The organism is Streptomyces sp. NPDC028305 (assembly GCF_055569495.1).
On the sequence record NZ_JBVHTN010000002.1, the window covers coordinates 490,507 to 508,900 of the forward strand.

The 18,394-nt window shown below is 71.0% G+C and carries 11 protein-coding genes; 6 read left to right on the forward strand and 5 right to left on the reverse strand.

Annotation, left to right across the window (positions count from 1 at the left end):
- Nucleotides 1-30: 30 nt before the first annotated feature.
- The 4 genes from ACZ4WQ_RS08870 (at nt 31) to ACZ4WQ_RS08885 (ending at nt 5,547) form a co-directional block, all read left to right on the forward strand.
- Complete coding sequence (locus ACZ4WQ_RS08870; protein ID WP_385337902.1) at nt 31-1,161, forward strand: MFS transporter; 1,131 nt, start codon at nt 31-33, stop codon at nt 1,159-1,161.
- A gap of 122 nt (nt 1,162-1,283) precedes the next feature.
- Complete coding sequence (locus tag ACZ4WQ_RS08875) at nt 1,284-2,870, forward strand: PH domain-containing protein (RefSeq protein ID WP_361182127.1); 1,587 nt, start codon at nt 1,284-1,286, stop codon at nt 2,868-2,870.
- Nucleotides 2,871-2,914: 44 nt separating this feature from the next.
- Nucleotides 2,915-3,289 (forward strand): effector-associated domain 2-containing protein, encoded by a 375-nt coding sequence (locus ACZ4WQ_RS08880; protein WP_385337686.1) that lies wholly within the window; start codon nt 2,915-2,917, stop codon nt 3,287-3,289.
- Between the two features lie 578 nt (nt 3,290-3,867).
- Nucleotides 3,868-5,547: an HEXXH motif domain-containing protein gene (locus tag ACZ4WQ_RS08885; RefSeq protein ID WP_398374331.1), complete on the forward strand. Its 1,680-nt coding sequence runs from the start codon at nt 3,868-3,870 to the stop codon at nt 5,545-5,547.
- Nucleotides 5,548-5,576: 29 nt separating this feature from the next.
- On the opposite strand, the gene fxsT is transcribed toward ACZ4WQ_RS08885, so the two are convergent.
- Genes fxsT through ACZ4WQ_RS08900 form a run of 3 tightly spaced genes read right to left on the reverse strand, consistent with a single transcriptional unit; the run spans nt 5,577 to nt 12,743 of the window.
- Nucleotides 5,577-10,073, reverse strand: coding sequence for an FxSxx-COOH system tetratricopeptide repeat protein (gene fxsT, locus ACZ4WQ_RS08890; RefSeq protein WP_398374332.1), 4,497 nt, complete (start codon nt 10,071-10,073; stop codon nt 5,577-5,579).
- A complete protein-coding gene (locus ACZ4WQ_RS08895; protein WP_398374333.1) occupies nt 10,066-11,211 on the reverse strand; it encodes an AAA family ATPase in 1,146 nt (381 codons plus the stop codon). Before ACZ4WQ_RS08895 ends, fxsT begins: the two co-directional genes overlap by 8 nt.
- Nucleotides 11,208-12,743, reverse strand: a complete 1,536-nt coding sequence (locus ACZ4WQ_RS08900; RefSeq protein WP_398374445.1) for a VMAP-C domain-containing protein — start codon at nt 12,741-12,743, stop codon at nt 11,208-11,210. Before ACZ4WQ_RS08900 ends, ACZ4WQ_RS08895 begins: the two co-directional genes overlap by 4 nt.
- 411 nt (nt 12,744-13,154) lie before the next feature.
- On the opposite strand from ACZ4WQ_RS08900, the gene ACZ4WQ_RS08905 reads away from it, so the two are divergent.
- Both ACZ4WQ_RS08905 and ACZ4WQ_RS08910 read left to right on the forward strand, forming a co-directional pair.
- Nucleotides 13,155-14,909 carry an alpha/beta hydrolase gene (locus tag ACZ4WQ_RS08905; RefSeq protein ID WP_398374334.1) on the forward strand — a complete coding sequence of 585 codons (1,755 nt, stop codon included), beginning with the start codon at nt 13,155-13,157 and terminating at the stop codon, nt 14,907-14,909.
- A 141-nt stretch (nt 14,910-15,050) separates the two neighbouring features.
- Complete coding sequence (locus tag ACZ4WQ_RS08910) at nt 15,051-16,958, forward strand: polysaccharide lyase family protein (RefSeq protein ID WP_385337671.1); 1,908 nt, start codon at nt 15,051-15,053, stop codon at nt 16,956-16,958.
- Here ACZ4WQ_RS08910 and ACZ4WQ_RS08915 read toward each other — a convergent pair.
- Together ACZ4WQ_RS08915 and ACZ4WQ_RS08920 are read right to left on the reverse strand one after the other, a co-directional pair.
- Nucleotides 16,915-17,532, reverse strand: a complete 618-nt coding sequence (locus ACZ4WQ_RS08915) for a hypothetical protein (protein ID WP_385337669.1) — start codon at nt 17,530-17,532, stop codon at nt 16,915-16,917. The two genes, ACZ4WQ_RS08910 and ACZ4WQ_RS08915, sit on opposite strands and share 44 nt — an antisense overlap.
- Nucleotides 17,529-18,392 (reverse strand): carbohydrate ABC transporter permease, encoded by an 864-nt coding sequence (locus tag ACZ4WQ_RS08920; RefSeq protein ID WP_311722230.1) that lies wholly within the window; start codon nt 18,390-18,392, stop codon nt 17,529-17,531. The genes ACZ4WQ_RS08915 and ACZ4WQ_RS08920 overlap by 4 nt, the downstream gene beginning before the upstream one ends.
- Nucleotides 18,393-18,394 lie beyond the last annotated feature (2 nt).

Consider the following 18,394-nt stretch of genomic DNA (forward strand, 5'->3'; position numbering starts at 1 on the left):
GCCGCGATACCCGCGGCGGACCGGCGGCGGATGTGGCCGTTGTACGCGGCGGGGTTCACCACGGCCTTCGGCGCCCACGGCATCGCCGCCAACCTCGGCGCCGGTGACAAGGGCCTGGAGCGGTCGGTGCTCTACCTGGGGCTGCTGCTCGCCCTGTACGACGGAGCGGAGGTCGCCCTCAAGCCGGTGTTCGGCACCATCGCCGACCGCGTCGGCGCCCGCCCGGTCCTCCTCGGCGGCCTGATCGCGTTCGCCGCCTCCTCCGCCGTGTTCGTCGCGGTACGGGACCCCGGGTGGCTGTGGGCCGCCCGGCTGGGGCAGGGGGCTGCGGCCTCCGCCTTCTCCCCGGCCGCCTCCGCGCTGGTCGCCCGGCTGAACCCCCGGGCCGGGCACGGCCGCGCGTTCGGCTCCTACGGCTTCTTCAAGAGCATCGGCTACACCGCCGGCCCCCTGCTCGGCGGCGCCCTGGTCTGGGCGGGCGGCCTGACCGTGTTGTTCGCCGTCCTGATGGTGCTGGCCGCCGCGGTCGCGGTGTGGTCCGCGCTCACGGTGCCCGCCGTGCCGCCCCTGCCCAAGAGCCGCCAGACCCTTCTGGGCCTGGCCCGCCGCCTGTCCGACGGCACCTTCCTGCGCCCGGTCGCCGCACTGGCGGCGGCCACCGCCGCACTGTCCGTCGGCGTCGGATTCCTGCCCCTGTCCGGCGCCGCCGACGGCCTGCCCCCGCCCGCCACCGGCGCCGCCGTCTCGGCCCTGGCGGCGTGCGCGGCCCTCGTCCAGCCCTGGGCCGGGCGGGCGCTGGACGACGGACGGCTGACCGCCCGCGCCGGGATGGCCGCCGGGCTCGCCCTGACCGCGTGCGGCCTGACCGTCGCCCTGCTGCCCGGTGTGGCGGGGATGCTGACGGCCGCCGTTCTCATCGGCGCCGGCACCGGCCTGATCACCCCACTCGGCTTCGCCGCCCTCGCCGCCGTGACGCCACAGGAGCGGATGGGGCAGACGATGGGCGCGGCCGAACTCGGCCGCGAACTCGGCGACGCGGGAGGCCCCTTGCTGGTCGCAGCCGTCGCCTCCGCCGCCGCACTGGGCTGGGGCTATGCGGCGCTCGCGCTGGTGGTCGCGCTCGTCTCGCTCCTCCTGTCCGCCGGCCGACCGCGCGGGTGACCCCGCCGGGCACCGGGGCGAAACCGGCTTCACCCTTTCTGGAAGTCGGCAGCGTCGCCGACCGGGAAGCTGCCGAACCATGAACAAGCGCTTACGACCCAGTAGATGTCAGGATTCCGGTTATGACCGATGTGTGGGAAGTGACCTGCCGTCCCCTCTGGAAGCGCCCCCTGTGGTTCTTCGTCGGGCTCGGGGCGGCCGGGGCGAGCCTGGCCGCGGCGCGCGTGGCGTACCGGGGCGGGCTCCTGGACGGGCTCCTGGACGTATGGGCGGGCCTCGGCCTGCTGCTGACGCTGGTGGGCATCGTGTCGCTTCGCGCGGTCACCGCCGAGGTGAGCGCCGACGCGCGGGGCGTGCACTCCCGGACGCTGCTGCGCCGCCGGAGCGTGGCCTGGCCCGACATCGCCGACCTGCGCGTACGCCTGAAGTACGCGAACACTCCCCGGGCCCAGGACAGCCGACGGATCATCCTGGTGCTGCGGAACGGGCACAAACGGCTCCTGCCCCTGCCGCACAGCTGGTCCCCCCACGACCCGGCCTTCGACGCGGAGCTGGAGACGCTCCGCGCGCTGCACCGCCGCTACGGCGCCCCGGAGTCGAGCCACCTCCCCGTCGTCTCGTACCGCACCGCGGGGCGCGGCTGGGCCGGATCGCTGGCCCTGTGCGCGCTGCTGCTCGCGGGCGCGGGGGCGGCCGCGTGGTTCGTGCCGAACGCCGCGTCGGACGAGCGGGCGTGGAAGTCGGCCACCCCGTGCACCGCCGAGACGCCCGCCGCGGAGCGCGGGGGAGAGTGCCTGGCCACCCGGTCGGCGGTGATCGCGCGGACCGAGGTCAACGAGGGCAAGGGCCCCAGCCGGCTGTACTTCGCGGACGGCCGGCCGCTGGAGCGGCTCGAGGTCTCCCGCGAGGCCGCCGGGGAGTTCCAGCCCGGCGACAGCGTCGAACTGACCATCTGGCGCCACCAGGTGAGGGAGGTCGCCGGGGCGGGCCATGTGTGGCGCGAGCACGTACCCGGCCCCGGGTCCCTGGCCGTCGTGGCGGCCGTGCTCGCCCTCGCCGCGGGCTGGCCGGGAGCCCGGATACTGCTGCGCCTGCGCGGACGACGGCTGCCCGACGACGAGGTCCTCCCATCCGCCCTGCCGTTCGTGTGCGCGCTCGTCGGCACCGCCCTGTGGCTGCTGCCGCTCTGCTACCTCCACCCCACGACCCTGCTCGCCTCACCCTCGGCGATCACCTGGGCAGCCGTGGGCTCGCTGGTCACACTGGCCCTGCTCACCTGGGCCTGGCGCGCCACCCGGATCCGTACGCCCGGGACGGCCGGAGCGGCCAGGGCATCCGGGGCGGCGGGTGTCCCCGAGGTGTCCGCCGAAACGGAGGGTGAGGTGTTCCTGGCCGCCCGCTTCCTGGACCACACCGACTACAACCCGCACGGTTTCGGCACCCACATCGTCATCGGAGGCGGTGCGCCCGCGGTGACCCCCCACCCCGGTCCGGGCCGGTTCGCGGCGCGACCGATACCGGTGGAGCGGCTCACCGTCAAGGATGTACGGCGCGCCCGGGGCAGCGACGGCGACACCGTCCCCCGAAGCTGGCACATCGCCGAACTCGACGACGCCGGCCGACCGGTCCGCCTCGCGGCCGCCCCGGCCGACCTGTCCCGCATCCTCCGCGAGCTGAGTCCCGCGCACGCCGCGCCCGCCCCGAGGTGAGGGCGCGGTAGAGTCCGCTCCCGGGCATCGGAGGGGGCGAACGGGTGCCGGAGGAGCGAGAACACGGCCAGGGGCAGGACCGGCAGCCGCCCACGAGGCCCGGCGCCCGGCCCGGCCTCGACCGGCGCAGACGGCTGGTCCTGGCGCTGGAGGCGGTCCCCGTGATGGCCGATCCGGCCGCACGCGGCCAGGTCCTGGCACTGCTTCCGCCCGAGATCCACGGCAGTCTGCCCCGATCGCCGATCACCCGGGTGGACTTGGTGGGCGTGGTGGAGACCTGCCTGGCCTTTCCCGGCGGCCTCACCCTGCTGTGGCAGGCCGTCGAGATGGTGGACTCCGGGTCGTACGCGCTGCGAGAGCTGGCCGAGGCGCTGGCCGAGATGCCCGGATTCGACGGTGGGGGAGCGGCGACCGGTTGAAGGCGACCGGCCGAAAGGTGTCCGAGACACGGGCTACCCGTCGGTCCGGCGCTGGGACATGATGGGTGAACGGGAGAGGTCAGGGCCCGGAATCGGGGAGGTCATCGCGGGATGGATCGGCCTGGGACGGTTATCGAGTCGGAACTGCTCGATCTGACAGGCGTCAGTCTTGAGAACTTGCGCGCGAGATGCGGCCTTGAGTGGGACCGGATCGAACAGCGGATGGCACGGCAGCTCTCCGGTGGCCCGGCCAGTCTCGCCGCAGACACCAAAACCAGTTGGACCATGTGACGCCTGTCGGCAGCGGCGGCGAACGTCCCTTCGGGCGGCACCGCCCTCCGGGCTCGGCGCGCGCTCCACGGCACGGGCTTCCCCCGCGCCACTTCGACGCCCTGGCCGCCGGCGGCGGCGGGGCGGCGGTCATCGCCCATCTCTGGGACGCGGAACGCAGCCATCGGCTCCTTCTCCTGGGATTGCTCATGACCAGGGCGGCCGATCGTCCCGATGCCGTCGGTCCCCTCGCACCCCTCGAACAGGCATGGGAACTGCTCAGCGCGTCAGAGCGACAGAGCCGCGCGGTGACCGACGACCTATTGCTGCTGCCGGAAACCGGCGTCTGGCTTCAGCACACGCTGCGCCGATTACATGAGGCCCTGGCCCCGTCGGACGCCGATCCGCCTCTGTGGCTGGACACCGGGCAGCTGCACCTCATCGCCGCGGCCTGCGGCATTCGGACCGGCCTGCCCTTCTCCCTCCGCCTCCCCTCGCGCGCGGGGACCGTCTGGCTTCCCTCGCTGGGACTTGCCACCCTGCCCGGCGCGGCAGGCCCGGGGGCCGTGCGGGCGGAGTTCGACGGTGACGCGCTCACCCTCGGCCACGGCGGCGAAACGCTCCATGTGCCGTTTCCCAGCCGGGCGGACACCCCCGGATGGCAGCCACCGACCAGGCTCGTACTCGAACTTCCCGAAGGACCGAAGGACCTCCAGCTCAACGACCTCGGTCCGTATCGCATCCTGTCCGCGGCCCCCGCCGGTCGGCTCCCGTCATCCTCGGGCGAGCAGGCCGACCGCTGGGCCGAACTGCTCGGACGCGCCTGGCCGCTGTTGCGGCGCGCCGATCCGCAGGCGGCCGAGGATGTCGCCGCCTGCCTCCGCTCCATCGAACCGCTGCCCCCGTCGACGCCCTTCCGCTGGCACAGCGCCACCATGCGGGACGGCATGGGCGGTCTGGCCGCCTCCGCACCGACGGGGTCGGAGCCCGCCGCCGTGCCTCAATTCGCGGCGATCCTCACCCATGAGGTCCAGCACAGCAAACTCAGCGCCCTGATGCACATGTACTCCCTGCACACACAGGAGAACCAGGCGCGGCTGTACGCGCCCTGGCGGGACGATCCGCGGCCGCTGAGCGGGATGCTGCACGGGGTCTACGCGTTCACCGCCGTGGCCCGGTTCTGGCGCGGGTATGTGCTCAGTGGTGCTGCGCCGCCGGACGAAGCGGCGCTGGCCCATTTCGAGTTCGCCCTGCGCAGGAACCAGCTGCTGCGGGTGTTGCCCCCACTGGGTGAGGACCCGGAGCTGACCCGGCTCGGCCGCCGACTGCTGGGGCAGCTGACCGAAACCGTGTCGGACTGGACCGATGCCTCCGTCCCCACATTGCTTCTCACCGCGGCTGAGCGGGCGGCCGACGACCACGCCGTGAGCTGGCGGTTGCACCATCTCGCACCGGATCCCTCGCTGGTGGCGGAGATGGCCCACGACTGGATCACGGCCGGCCGCACCGGCCGTCCGCTTCCACGGCACGGCTGCCCGGCACCCCGCCTGGTGCCGGACCCCACTGCCAGAAACCTGGACGCCCGGGCCGTCCTCGCGCGGATGCGGCTGATGGAACCGGCGCTGGCGAAGCTCCGAGCAACTCCCGAACGCCTCGCCTCGACGGTCGAGGGCGCCAGGCCCGCCGACCTTCTCCTCGTCTCCGGTCAGGTCACGGCGGCGTGGGAGCTGTATGAACGGGAGATCAGCGCAGGGTCGGGCCCGGCGCCGGGCGGTGGGGTGGGCTTCCCCTCCACCGCCGGCGCCTGGGCGGGCCTTCGCCTCGCCCTCGGGGTCTCCGGTGGGCACCGGGCGGCCGGCCGGGCGCTGCTCCGGTGCCCGGAACTGGTCCGCGCGGTGCACCGGGCGATCGGGGAGGCTACAGGAGAGCCCGCCGATCCCGTCGCGGTCGCCGCATGGGTCGGGCGTACGGCTGGGGAGTCGGCCTGACACCGACCCCCGGCCCGCCCCCGGCGCCGTCAGAGCGGCATGGGGTCGGCATCGCAGTTGGCACGCCGCCAAGCCGCCGCGTCGACACAGGCGGGGTGGCCTTCGCCGAGTTTGGCCTGGAGCTCCTTGACCGCCGTGGCGTGCAGAGTCTCGGCCTCGTCGGTCTGGCGCAGCGCTCTGAGGTCACAGGCCAGGTTGCCCATCACGACCAGCGCCGTCGGGTGCGTCGCGCCCAGGGTGCTCTTGATCACTTCGAGGTTGGCGCGGTCGAGTTCGGCGGCCGCGACGGCGTCGCCCTGCGCGAACATGTCACTGGCCAGGTTGGCGGAGGCGATCAACACATAGGGGTGAGTGTCGCCAAGGGCCTCGCGGGCCCGCCTGAGCGCCGATTCGTTGAGGGCACGAGCGGTATCGACCTCGTTGAGCAGCCGCAGCGTGATGGCCAGGTCCACATCGGCCGCCGCGGTGTCCGGGTGGTCCTCTCCGAAGACCTCTTCGTACCGTTCTCTGGTCGACTGCCCCAGCCGCATGGCCTCGTCGAGGACACCGGACTGTCGCAGATCGACGGAGAGGTTGAGGGAGGCGATCAGGGAATCCGGACTCCGTACGCCGTATCGCTCGGTGAGGGCCTTGCGAACGGGCCTGCTGAGCTCGAGCGCTCCGGGGTGGTCTCCCGCCTTCCGCCGGGACACCGCCAGCCGCCCCACGGTGCGCAGGGTGTTCGGGTTCATCTCGCCGAAGACCCTGCGGAACTTGTCGACCAGTTCCTCGAACATCCGTGCTGACAGGGCGTATTCGCCCGCTTCCCGACGGTCGACCGCCAGCCCCATCTCCGAGAGCAGGCTGTCGTAGGCCTCCTCCCCGTAGAGCAGCATGGTGCGCCGATAGGTCTCCTGGTCGACCTCCCGGGCGCGTAGGAATTGGCCGGAAGTCCGCAGGGCGACGGCCAGGTTGTGGGAGTGGATCAGCGTCAGCGGGTCCTCGTCGCCGTACGCCCGCACGGCCCGCTCGTACACCTCCTCGGCGATCTCCAACGATCCCCGGAAGTCGCCCCGGGCTCGGCGGTCGGCGGCCACCTGACCGAGGATGGAGAGCAGTTCCTCCTCCGCGTCGGGACCGAGGCCCCGCACCTCTGCCCGCATGCGCTCGCTCAGTGCCGCGGCCTCCTGGTAGCGGCCCATCCGCCACAGCACGAACCACAGATCCCGGCAGAGCAGCAGGGTGTGCTGGTCGCCCTCCCCGTACTTGTCCTTCCAGACGTCGTACGCCTGCTGGCCGAAGTCGCGCGCGGCCTCGTGGTCGCCCCAGAAGTAGAGGTACTGCGCGAGATTGATGATCATCTGCCGCGCGTTGCGGGAGTCCGACTCGACGGCCTTCGAGACCACCACATGCGGATAGAGGTCGGCGAACCGCCCCCAGTGCTCGGGGTCGCGGGGATCGCGGGGGGCGTTGGCGGCCAGCAGCATATGCGCGCCCTGCCGCATGCGCTCGCGCTGCTCCTCGGTCATCCGGGCGATCAGCACGGCCTGCACCAGACGGTGCATCTGGATGGAGTTGTTGCGGTGGTCGATCTTGGCCAGGGAGTAGCGGTTGATCTCCCGGATGGCGCGGCCCAGCCGTAGCGGGTCGGTCAGCGCCCGGTCCAGGTCCGGGGCGATGGGCTCGACGGCGGCGCCGGAGAACAGCGACCGGGCCACCGGCTCGGAGGCGAAGTAGGCGCAGATCTGGAGAAGTTGCAGCGCAGCCGGGTTCTTGCTCGCCAGGTGGTCCAGCGAGACATTCCAGGCGGTGGCCACCGTCTGTTCGTACTGGGTCGGCGGCGACACCGACATCAGCTCGGCCCGCTTCTCCTCGAACAGCCGCAGATACTCCGCCGCCGGCATGCCGGTCTCGGCCCGCCAGGCCGACGCCTGCTCGACCGCCAGCGGCAGATCGCCGAGCACCTCCGCGAGCTGGTCCGCCTCCTCCTCGGGGAGGTCGGGGTTGCGGCGCTGGAGGAGCTGAATGCTCTCGGAGCGTTCGAACACATCCACCTCCAGCGGATGGGCCAGCGTGTTCCACTGCGGATTCCGGGAGGTGACCAGAATAGATCCGGAGGGGCCGCCCTCCGGGCTGCTCGGGAAGAATTCCTGCACTGATTCGGGACTTTCCGCGTTGTCGAACACCAGCAGCCAGTTGCCATAGGGGTTTCCGGTGCGCAGCGCCTCCAGGACCGCGGGCACCGCGGTAATGGCCTCGCTGGTCACCGGCAGGCGCAGCCGCTGGGCGAGTTCCACCAGTGCCTGGGCGATCTGGGTGGGCCGCTCGGCCGGAATCCACCAGACGACGTCGTACCGTGAGGCGTGTCGATATACATATTCCAGGGCCAGTTGGGACTTTCCGACACCGCCCATGCCGTGCAGCGCGTGCGGAAGCACCGCGGTCGGGCCGTCACCGAGGTCACGTTCCAAGCGCTCGAGCAATTCCTCGCGCCCGGTGAAGACAAGGTTCCGCGGCGGCATGTTTCCCCAAATGGCGGGCCGCGTCGACGGCCCGGAAGAGCCTCGATCGAGCGGCGCGCCCGATTCCGGCGTCGTCGCCCCCTGGGAAACCGCGGTCAAAATCGTACCTCCTCGAAGTGCGCCTTCGCCGCCCACACCTCCCTGCTGCGAGGGGACGGGCGTCTCGGGCATTCCTGGAATATTCACTGTGGCAGGGCTTTCGTTGTGTGCGGCGGGGTTGCTCTCTTCGCGCGCCGTTGGGTCAATCTTCTGATCCGATGACGTGCGGCCGGTGCGGATGACTCGCTGAATGCGCCGGGCGCGGCGCAAATGGGGCCCGGACAGGGCCTCCAGGACGGTGTGCTCGATTTCCCGGAAGCGCAGGTTCTCCCCGGTGACCTCGGGCTCTCTCGGAACCTCCCCGCCGCTGAGGTGGATGAGCAGCTCACGAGCCGCGCCGCTGTGCGGCGCCAGGACCTCCGCGGCGATCCTGGACGCCATTTCCGTCGCCTGCCGGGTGCTGGAGGCGAGCAGTTCCTCGCGCACTCCACGGCCGAAGAGAAAGGAGTTCCCGCCGCTCGCCGGCATGGGCTCGACGAGATCGCTCATAAAGAATTCAGCCAGATGGGCCGGGCCCGTTCGGGGCAGGGTGCGGCGCTGAACGGCGTACATGACGGGAAGGTCGAGCGGGACCGCGGCCAGCCGGGTGGCGAGGGAGAACGCCTCCGGCGAGGCCCACACCCGGAAGCGCGCGACGCGCTCCGCGGCGCCGCCGGCGGTCCTGGGTCGCTCCGGCCATGGGGCGGGGGGATCGGGCCGGCACGGGGGCACGAGGAGGGCCGCCACCTCGGTCCAGCGCGGCCCGTCACCGGCGATGAAGCGGGCCCAGGGGGCGATCCACTCGTCGGCGACCTCCAGGACGGGCACGGGGACCGGGCGCCGACGGCCGCTCGCCTCCGCGGCGGGTGCCGCGATGGAGGGCTCGGTGAACTCCCAGTCCACCCGGGCGCTCCCGGCCCAGGGGCCGGAGGCGCGCAGCCGGACCCGCCGCGGGTCGAGGGCCGTGCGGTGCCACAACCGCTGCGGCAGCGTCTGGAGTACGGCCACGGGCTGATGCCGGCCCCATACGGCCAGCGCCTCCTGCACGGCACCCGCGCGCCAGGCGGGGCCGAGGCCGTCGGTGAGGACGAGCACGATCCGGCGCCCGGTGGGATCGGCCAGACTCCTCGGCGGCTGGGGTCTCGACCGGCGGTTCGGGCCGCGCAGAGAGACCCCGCCCGGGTGGTCGGAGTGGGTGTCCAGGAAGCGCAGCCGCAGATCGCGGAAGCCGCCGTGGCGGCGCAGCGTCGCCATGAAGCGCCGGGCCAGTGCGGCCCAGAGCGTCATATGCGGGCCCGCGTCCACCACCAGCACCGCGTCCCAGCGGCGCTCGCTGCCCGGGCCCATCGCTGGGGGCAGCCCGGGGGCCTCGGCCAGCCGCTCGGCGGTCGCCTCCTCGTCCAGCTCCTGGAGGCGCGCCGAACGGATCCGCTCGCGGAGGGGGCGTAACGCGTCTCCCACCCGGGCCGTGTGGAGGTCGTCCGCCACCCTGGCCCGGGGCGAGGGCCGACGCCTGGCGGCGTGGTCATGGGTCCGGACCGCGGGGGTTCGCGGCGGCCCGGGCGGTGGGAGGCGGTCCGGTAACGGGTGTTCGTGTGCTTCGCCGCCGTCGGCCGTCGGCGACGCCGTACCCGCCGGGGCCGACGGCGCGGCGTCCGGCTCCGGGACCGAGGGCTCCGGTTGCGGCGCGGCGGCCCGCTGCTCCCCGGGAGTGGGTAACTCGCCGGTCGGTGACTCCTCGGACGGTGACTCGGCGGATTCCGGGGAGACATCGGGTTGCCGCGGCCCGGCCAGCTCCGGGTGGTGACGGGCCAGCCACAGCGCGTCCGCCACCTCCCACCACCGCAACCCGCCGACGTGCAGACGTCCGTGGTCCGGGGAGGTGGCAGGGCCCTCGGCCGCGCCATCCGCCCCGGATCCCTCGGGAACCGACGGACGTTCAGGCACTCGGTTCCGCCCCGTCGGCGCGTACGTCCGTACTCAGGGGATGCCAGATCGCGCCGAGGAGGGCCTGCCACTCGGCGCCGTCACCCTCGGCAGGCGTATACGCGCCGGAGGTCGCCAGATGGGCGGCGTTCAGCAACTGGTCGGCCGCCAGGCCGTGCACCTGCTCGCTGCGCGTCATGAAGTCCCGGACCAGCCTGTCGTGCATGTCCCCCAACTGGTCTGCGAAGTGAGCGGCGACCAGCTCGCCCAGTGCCTCCGGGCCAGGGTCCGGTATATCGAATCGGAGACAGCGGCGCATAAACGCCTCCGGGAACTCGCGCTCCCCGTTGGAGGTCATGATGACGATGGGGAATGACCGCGCTGTGACAATACCGTCCACGATGGGTGCGGTTCTGCCCGGATCCGCGGTGTGGACGGTCACTTCGGGGGACCGGCGCTTCACCCGCACGAGTGGTGGCACGGTGTACCAGCCGTCCTCGAAGAGCGTGAGCAGGTCGTTCGGGAGGTCGGCGTCGCCCTTGTCGAGTTCGTCGATGAGCAGGACCCGCGGTAATCGATGGGGGAGCAGCGCGGTGCCGAGCGGGCCGATCTGGATGAACTCGCCGATGTCCACGCGGTCCTCGCCGCATGAGGCCGTGGACCCCTCGTCGGAGCCGTCCGCCGGACGGCTGTGCTGCCGTGCCGCGTACCAGGCCTGGCCGGCCTGGGCGCGCCCGATCACATCGTATTCGAACAGCCCCGAGGCCAGGGTCGTCCGGGAGGTGACCGGCCACTGGAGCACCCGGCCCAGCCTCAGCTCACGGGCGATGCGATAGGCCAGGGTGGACTTGCCGACACCGGGCCGGCCGGTGACGAGCAGCGGACGCCGCAGCAGGATCGCGGCGTTGACCAGGCGGACCTCCTCCGCCGACGGGCTGCGCACTGCGCCGTCCGGGCCCAGCCGCCGGTCGGCCTCGTCGTCGTCGGGCGGCTGCGGCAGACAGGGGCCGCCGACGAAGGTCCGCCAGCGCGGCCCCTCCGGCCACTGGCGTTCCTCGTACGGGGCATCGGGCGGCACCGCGCCCGTCCCCTGGTACGGGAGTGCGCTCGTCGCGGCCGGAACCTCCGCCCCTCCGCTGCTGCTCTCGGGCGTGTTCAATCGATCCCCCCTACGAAGGTGGCGGGAGCACACGGCCCACCGTCGAGGAGCAGTTCGGGGTTGTCCCAGATCACGCTGAGATCCCTGACCGGGTCTTCCCGCGAACCGATTCCGCCTGCGGCGCAGTCGCTCTTCCACTGTCTCGTACGCTCGGGAAGCTTTGACAGACCGTCCTCGGCCAGTCCTTCACGCACGACGCTGCGGAAGGTCTCCGACGCGCTGTCCTCACGGTGGTGGATCAGCACGGGAACCCCGAGGTCGAGCCCCAGCCGCAGCTCGCGCAGCCCCACCCCGCTCCTGGGCCTCGGTGGCTCGCTGAGCACCATCGCCACCACCTCGTCCCGTCGCCCGATCTGCGCGTCCAGCAGAGCCAGGTGCTCGTCGGACGAGCGCCCCTCGGCGTCGCACCAGTGGACGTCTGCCTGGCCGGGCCGACTCTTCCACCGGGCCCAGCGCATGCGCCAGGCATGATGGAGCTCGCGTCGCTGCACTCGCTCCAAACTGTGGATGAATATCTCGTGATACTTGCTCAAGATCGGGTTCGCATAGCCTAGTTGTGGGTTCCGATTCCACCACTCCACGGGCTCGTTCAGCAGCTCGGTGGGTAAAAAGAACTCCAACACCACTTCCTCGGAGCGCGACTGCCACAGCTCCGCCATCCGGGTCAGCAGCTCCGCGACGGCGACGGGGACCCTGCTGCGCGTCACCAGCTCGCGGGGGTCGCCCTCCGGCTCCTGGTGCAGCCAGGAGGACTCGGCGTAGCGCACCCGGGCCGCCAGCCGGTAACGCGCCTCTCTGCGCCCCTGTCTTCTGCCCTTGGCGTCCACCGGGGTCAGATCCGGCGCCACCTTGACGAACAGCTTGATCACCGGGCGCTCCGGCTCGGCATCGGGCCCGTCGACCGTGCTTCGGCCGACCCGGGGCAGGACATCGCCGGTACGGCCGCCGGCCAGGCCCGCGCGCGTCGCGATCAGCCCTTCGTCGTCGTCCGCGACCCCCCATTCATGGGCGAAGTGATCATTCCAGGCGTACAACTCGCCCACCGAGGAGGCCAGGTCGGCGCAGAGGGCGAGCCGCTCCAGCAGCTCCATACTGGGCGGCAGGCCTCCGGGCCGGGTGTTGCGGCAGGCCAGATGGAGGAAGGTGTGCCAGGCGGTGGTGCAGTGGGCGGGGAGACGAAACCGGTCCCCGCATACCTCGGCGACGATCGCGTGCAGCTCGGGGATTCCGACGTCGAGCGCCTGCCGCAGCGCCGACCAGTCACGCCCCCGGTACAGATCGGCCGCGTTCCACTCGTCGAGCAGGGGCCGCAGCCGGTGGGTGAGCGCCGGGGCCACAAACCCGGTGATCTCCAAGAGCGCCTCCATGCCTCCCGGAAGGTCGCCGCAGGCGCGCACCGCCTCGAAGAACTCCTGATGGGGGGTTGGATACGGCTCCAGTTCCAGTCCGTCCAACGCCTCGGACAGCTCTCGCCGCCATTGGTGCCGCCCCCGGGCATCGGCCAGCGCCGCTGAGGCTCCCAAGACATTCACCATCTCCCCCAGTACCCGGCGCCGGGCCCGGCTTTCCGGAAATCGCTCCGACACGTGCGTCCCCCCTCGCACCCGACAAGCGCGCCCCCTGGTATCGCGCCTATTCGGCATACCCATCGTCGCGAGCGATTAGCGTAGAGGCACGATCCGCTTGTCGGAGGCGATTCACACATGAATCAGACGGCGTCCGGATCCGGCATGCCTCGTTCGTGTGCGCGGTGCGTCGATCAGCTGCTCGAAGCGGACCACGGCGGATCGGCCCCTCGCTCTGTTACCTTCCTTCCTTGATCGGCCGTGCGGAACATGGCACAGCGGGTGGAGGAATGTGGTGTTGGGGGACTCGGGATTGGCCTGGCGTACGAAGCCGCTTTCCCCGCGGGGCGGCTCTACGGGGAGTTGGTGACGGGCGTCATGGTGACTTTCGCGCAGTTGAGGGCGCTCGACCCGGCCCAGTTCGAGGAGGCGGCGGACGGCTGGCACAAGGTCAGCAGCAATGCGAGCGCGTCCAAGGACCGGCTGGACAATGAGATCAACGCGAAGCTCCGCGGGGCCCTGAAGGGCCAGGGCGTCGGCTCGGCGCTGGGCCGGCTGGAGCGGCTGAGCGAGAACTTCCACTACATGCAGGTGGAGTGCGCGCTGGTGCTCACGGCCCTGAACGGGCTGGCGGCGGAGTTGCGGGCGGCGAAGACGAAGTTGCACAACGCCGTACAGGACGCCCTGGATGCGGGGATGACCGTCAAGGAAGACGGTTCGGTGCAGTACACGCCCCCGCTGGTGCTGCTGCCGGGCCAGGAGTACGAGCCGGCGGGGAACGGCCGGACACCGTTCGTCATCACGACACCCAAGGAACAGGCGCAGGGGTTCGCCGACCGGATCGGTGACGCGCTGAAGGACGCGGCCGTGGCGGACGGCAAGTACGCGAAGACGCTGGGCAAACTGATCACGGTGGCGGATCTGTCGGTCACCAAGGAGGACTGGACCGACGCCGACGCGGACCGCGGGGCGGTCAAGAAGACCGTCGGCGACTATCTGCGGGATATCCCGAAGGACAAGTCACCGAAGGACAACGCGGCCTGGTGGAAGAGCCTGTCCAAAGAGGAGCAGACGGAGTACATCTCCCTGTATCCGGCGGGCGTGGGCAAGCTGGACGGCCTTCCCGTCGAGGACCGCGACGAGGCGAACCGCGTCTGGTTCAACGAGCAGCGGGCGAAGTACCAGACCGAGCTGGACAATCTGCCGCCCGAGCCGAAGCCGAGGCAGCTCCTGGCCGGCCGGTCCATGGTCCCCAATCCGAAGTGGACCGAGTGGTACAACCGCAAGAAGCATCTGGAGGGGGCGCTCGACGGAATGATGCGCATTCAGATGCGCTTCGACTCCACGGGAAAGGTCGATCCGTACCCGACCAAGAGGCCTGCCGATTACAAACCGACCGGCGACGGGTTGCCGCCGGCGTATCTGCTGGATTTCGACCCGGAGAACAACGGTCGCGCCATCATCGCGAACGGCAATCCGGACACGGCCGATCACACCGTCGTGATGGTCGGCGGTACCAAGAGCAGGCTCAGCGGCCTCTACACACCCATGGTCGCGGGCACCAATCTCTGGCAGGCGGCCAGTGCGATGCCGGGGGAGCCCAAGGTCTCGACGATCACCTGGAACGGTTACGACGCTCCGCAGAACCTCTTCCCGGAGGGCGCGCTGAACAGATACGCCGACCGGGGGGCGGGGGATTTCAACGACTTCCTGGCGGGGCTGCACACGTCCCATGACCCGTCGGCCGATGACCATCTGTCGGTGCAGGCGCACAGCTATGGGTCCGTGCTGGTGGGCTCCGCCGCCCGACAGGGCACCCTGGAGGCGGACGACGTGATGTTCAGCGGCAGCCCCGGCGTACAGGTGGGGCGGGCCGAGGACCTGGACGTGCCCCCGGGGCATGTGTGGAACCAGAGGGCGCAGGACGACCCCGTCCCCAGGCTGGGGGCGCCCACCCATGGCCACCGCGAGGGTCTGACGCAGTACATCACCCCGAACGACCCCATCTTCGGCGCCAAGCAGATGACCACCGACACCAAGGGGCACGGAAACTACTGGCTGGCCGGTTCGGAGAGCCTGGAGAACCAGGCGAGAGTCGTGGTGGGACGCTATGACGAGGTCCAGCTGAAGTAATCGGCAGCCGACGGGATATCGGGGATATTGACATGGCGTGGCCAACACGCCTAAAGTTATTGAAACGAACTATTGAAACGTTTCATGCGTATCGTTTGTGGTCGGCCTGTTGTGATGACACGGGAACACAAAGGAGTGTTCATGCTCGATCGCAGGCGATTTCACCAGTTCGGCGTGGCGGCAGCGATCGGCGCCGCGCTGCCGATCGCGGGGAACGGGATCACCGACGGCATCGCTATGGCGGATGAAGCGCTCGGCGTGGTCGAGACCGACACCGACATCACCGTCGACAACGGGCCGGTCCAGCTCACCGTCAGCAAGGTGAGCGCGGCCCGTGCCACTTCGCTCAAGTATCTCGGCCAGGAACTGCTCGGCAGCGGTGGCCGCGGCAACTTCGACATGAACAACGCCCGTGTGGGCGACCCGCTTCCGCTGCCGCCCCCGCAGAACACCTATGAGATCCGCCGGGGCGAGGACTTCGTCGACATCGCCTTCCGCTACAGCCCCACCAACGGGGGGCCGTTCTGGCTGGAGCGGCACCACATCGTCCGGGCCGGAGAGCCGGGCATCCACCTGGCCACCACGTTCCACCACACCGCCGAGCTGCACGGCTTCTCGTCCGAGCAGCACCGCTATGTGTTCTACCTGGACAAGGAGCTGTTCACCCACGCCTCGGTCGAGGACGACGGCATCGGCGGGGTCGCCTGGCGCGAGAGCGCCGCCCGGATGCCGACCCCGGAGGAGCTGAAGGCGGCCACCGTGGTCATGGACGCCACCTACGACCTGGCGGGGCTCGGATCGGCGTACCCCAAGCGCTACTACACCAAGTACGACTGGGGCACCTACATCAAGGACCACGCCGTGCACGGTCTCTACGGCAAGGGGTTCGGCATCTGGGCGGTGACCGCGCACCGGGACGCGTTCAGCGGCGGACCCACCCGGCATGACCTCACCCTGCACCAGACCGACAGCAGGCCGGTGCTGCTGGTCGAACCGCACGGCGCCCACTACGGCTTCCCGCCCGTCCGGGTGGCCGCGGGCCAGGAGTGGCAGAAGACGTACGGACCGTACTACGTGCACTTCAACACCGGCGACGACCCGGCCGCCCTGCGCGCCGACGCACTGCGGTACGCGGACGAGAAGGCGCACGCGGCGTTCTACGACCGGGTGGCGCTGCCCGGGTGGACACCGTCCACCGAGCGCGCCACCGTGCACGGCAGGGTGGTGGCGCAGGGCGAGTCACGGCTGCGCGGTGCGGTGGCGGTGCTGTCGGACAACGGGGTGGACATGCAACGCACCGCCCTCGGCTACGCGTACTGGACCGATACCCATGCCGATGGCGGGTTCACCCTGCGCGATGTGCGCCCCGGCACCTATCGGCTGACCGTGTACAAGCCCGGGGTCTGGGGCGAGTATGTGCGCGACGACGTGGTGGTGCCCAGTGGCGGCACGGTCCGGCTGGGTACGCTGCGCTGGACGCCGCTGCGCCACGGGCGCACCGTGTTCCAGATCGGCACGCCCGACCGCACATCGGTGGAGTACCGCCGCGGTCCGGAGTATCAGCAGTGGGGCACCTGGTCATTCTATCCGCAGGACTTCCCGGAGGGCGTGGTCTATCGCGTCGGCCGGAGTTCGCCCGCGCGGGACTGGAACTACCTGCAGTTCCAGCAGATCGACGGGGTGCGGCAGGCGCCGTGGCGGATCCTGTTCGACCTGGACGAGGCGCCGCGCGCCGGGCGGACCGCGACGCTGACGGTGGCGCTGGCCGCCTGGTCGCTGGACACCGCCCGCAGTGTGCCCAGCGGGCCCACCCATCTCACCATCAGCGTCAATGACGAGAAAACGGTCTGGAGGTTCGAACCGGACGATTCCCGCGGCGCGACCTACCGATCCGGTTGCTCCGGCGGCTACTTCCGGCGGATCTTCTCCTTCGACGCCGCGGTGCTGCGGCGCGGCGAGAACGAGATCACGCTGACGATCAACGAGGACACCGGTCCGGAGATGGTCAACACGGCGGCCTACGACGCCATCCGGCTCGAACTGCGCTGACACTCCTCGCGTCGACGGCGACGGTGGCGGCGGCCAGCGGCCCGGCGAGCAGCAGCGCCGTGATCGGCAGCAGCGTCACCACCGCGACCGCGGTGCCGACCGCGACCAGCAGCAGCGCGTCGCCGCCCAGGTCACGGCGGCCGACCTGGCGCGCGGCTCCACGCAGTACGGCGCCCCAGCGCAGCCCGGGCCGCCACCCACCGGCGGCGCGCAGACCGAGCAGCACCGCGGCGAGCAGGGCGACGGCCAGCGCCGTGGCGAGCACCGGACGGCCGGGCGCCCCGGCCGCGATGGCCAGGGCGTCCACGGCCAGCACCGCCGCGACCGCAGGCGGGATCAGCAGGCCGGCCGGTCCGGCGCGCAACGCCTGGGCCAGGCGGACCAGATAGGGGCGCACCCCCACCCCGGGCCCGCCCGCGACCCGCTCCCGCAGCAGAGCGCAGGCCGCGGCGAAGGCGGGGAACGCGGTGATCACGCCGACCGACGCCACCGCGGTGAACACCCCGAGCAGCAGCACATCCGCGAACAGCCCGAACCGGCCGTCCACCGTGGCCCGGGTTGACGATGTGCTCATGCGCCGCCCATTCCGGAGGTGCTGACGCCCTCCACCAGAAGTCGCTGAAAGGCCAGGAAGAACAGGCCGATGGGGAGCAGGGTGAGCACCGACATGGCGAACATCGGGCCGTAGGAACTCTCGCTGGTCTGGTCGATGAACAGGCGCAGGGCGAGCGGCAGCGTGTACTTGTCCGGATCGTTGAGGTAGATCAGCTGGGACAGGAAGTCGTTCCAGGTCCAGATGAAGGTGAAGATCGCTGTGGTGACCAGGGCGGGCTTCGACAGCGGCAGGAAGATCATGGTGAAGGCGCGGATCGGGCCGCAGCCGTCGATGCGCGCGGCCTGGCCGAGCTCGTCCGGCAGATTGCGCATGAACTGCACCATCAGGAACACGAAGAAGGCGTCGGTGGCCAGGAACTTCGGCAGCACCAGCGGCACGAAGGTGTTCACCAGGCCCAGATGGTTGAAGATGGTGTACTGCGGGATGAGCACCACGTGTGCGGGCAGCATCAGCGTCGCGATCATGAAGGCGAACAGCGGCCCGCGCATCCGGAACCGCATCCGGGCGAAGGCGTAGGCGGCAAGCGCGCAGGAGATCACGTTTCCCAGCACACACAGCAGCGCCACGGTGAGCGAGTTGCCGAAGAAGGTCCATACGCTGACCCCGCCCGAGCCCTTCAGCGCCTCGGTGTAGTTGCCGAGGACGAGTTTCCTCGGCAGCAGGGCGAGGCTGGAGACGATCTCCTCGGCCGGCTTGAAGGACATCGAGATCAGCCACAGCACCGGATACAGCAGCAGCGCCAGCAGCGCCGCGCAGACCAGATGCCAGAGCGTTCGGCGCCAGATCCTCGCGGCCCGCGGCGCGCGGGCGGTCGTCATGC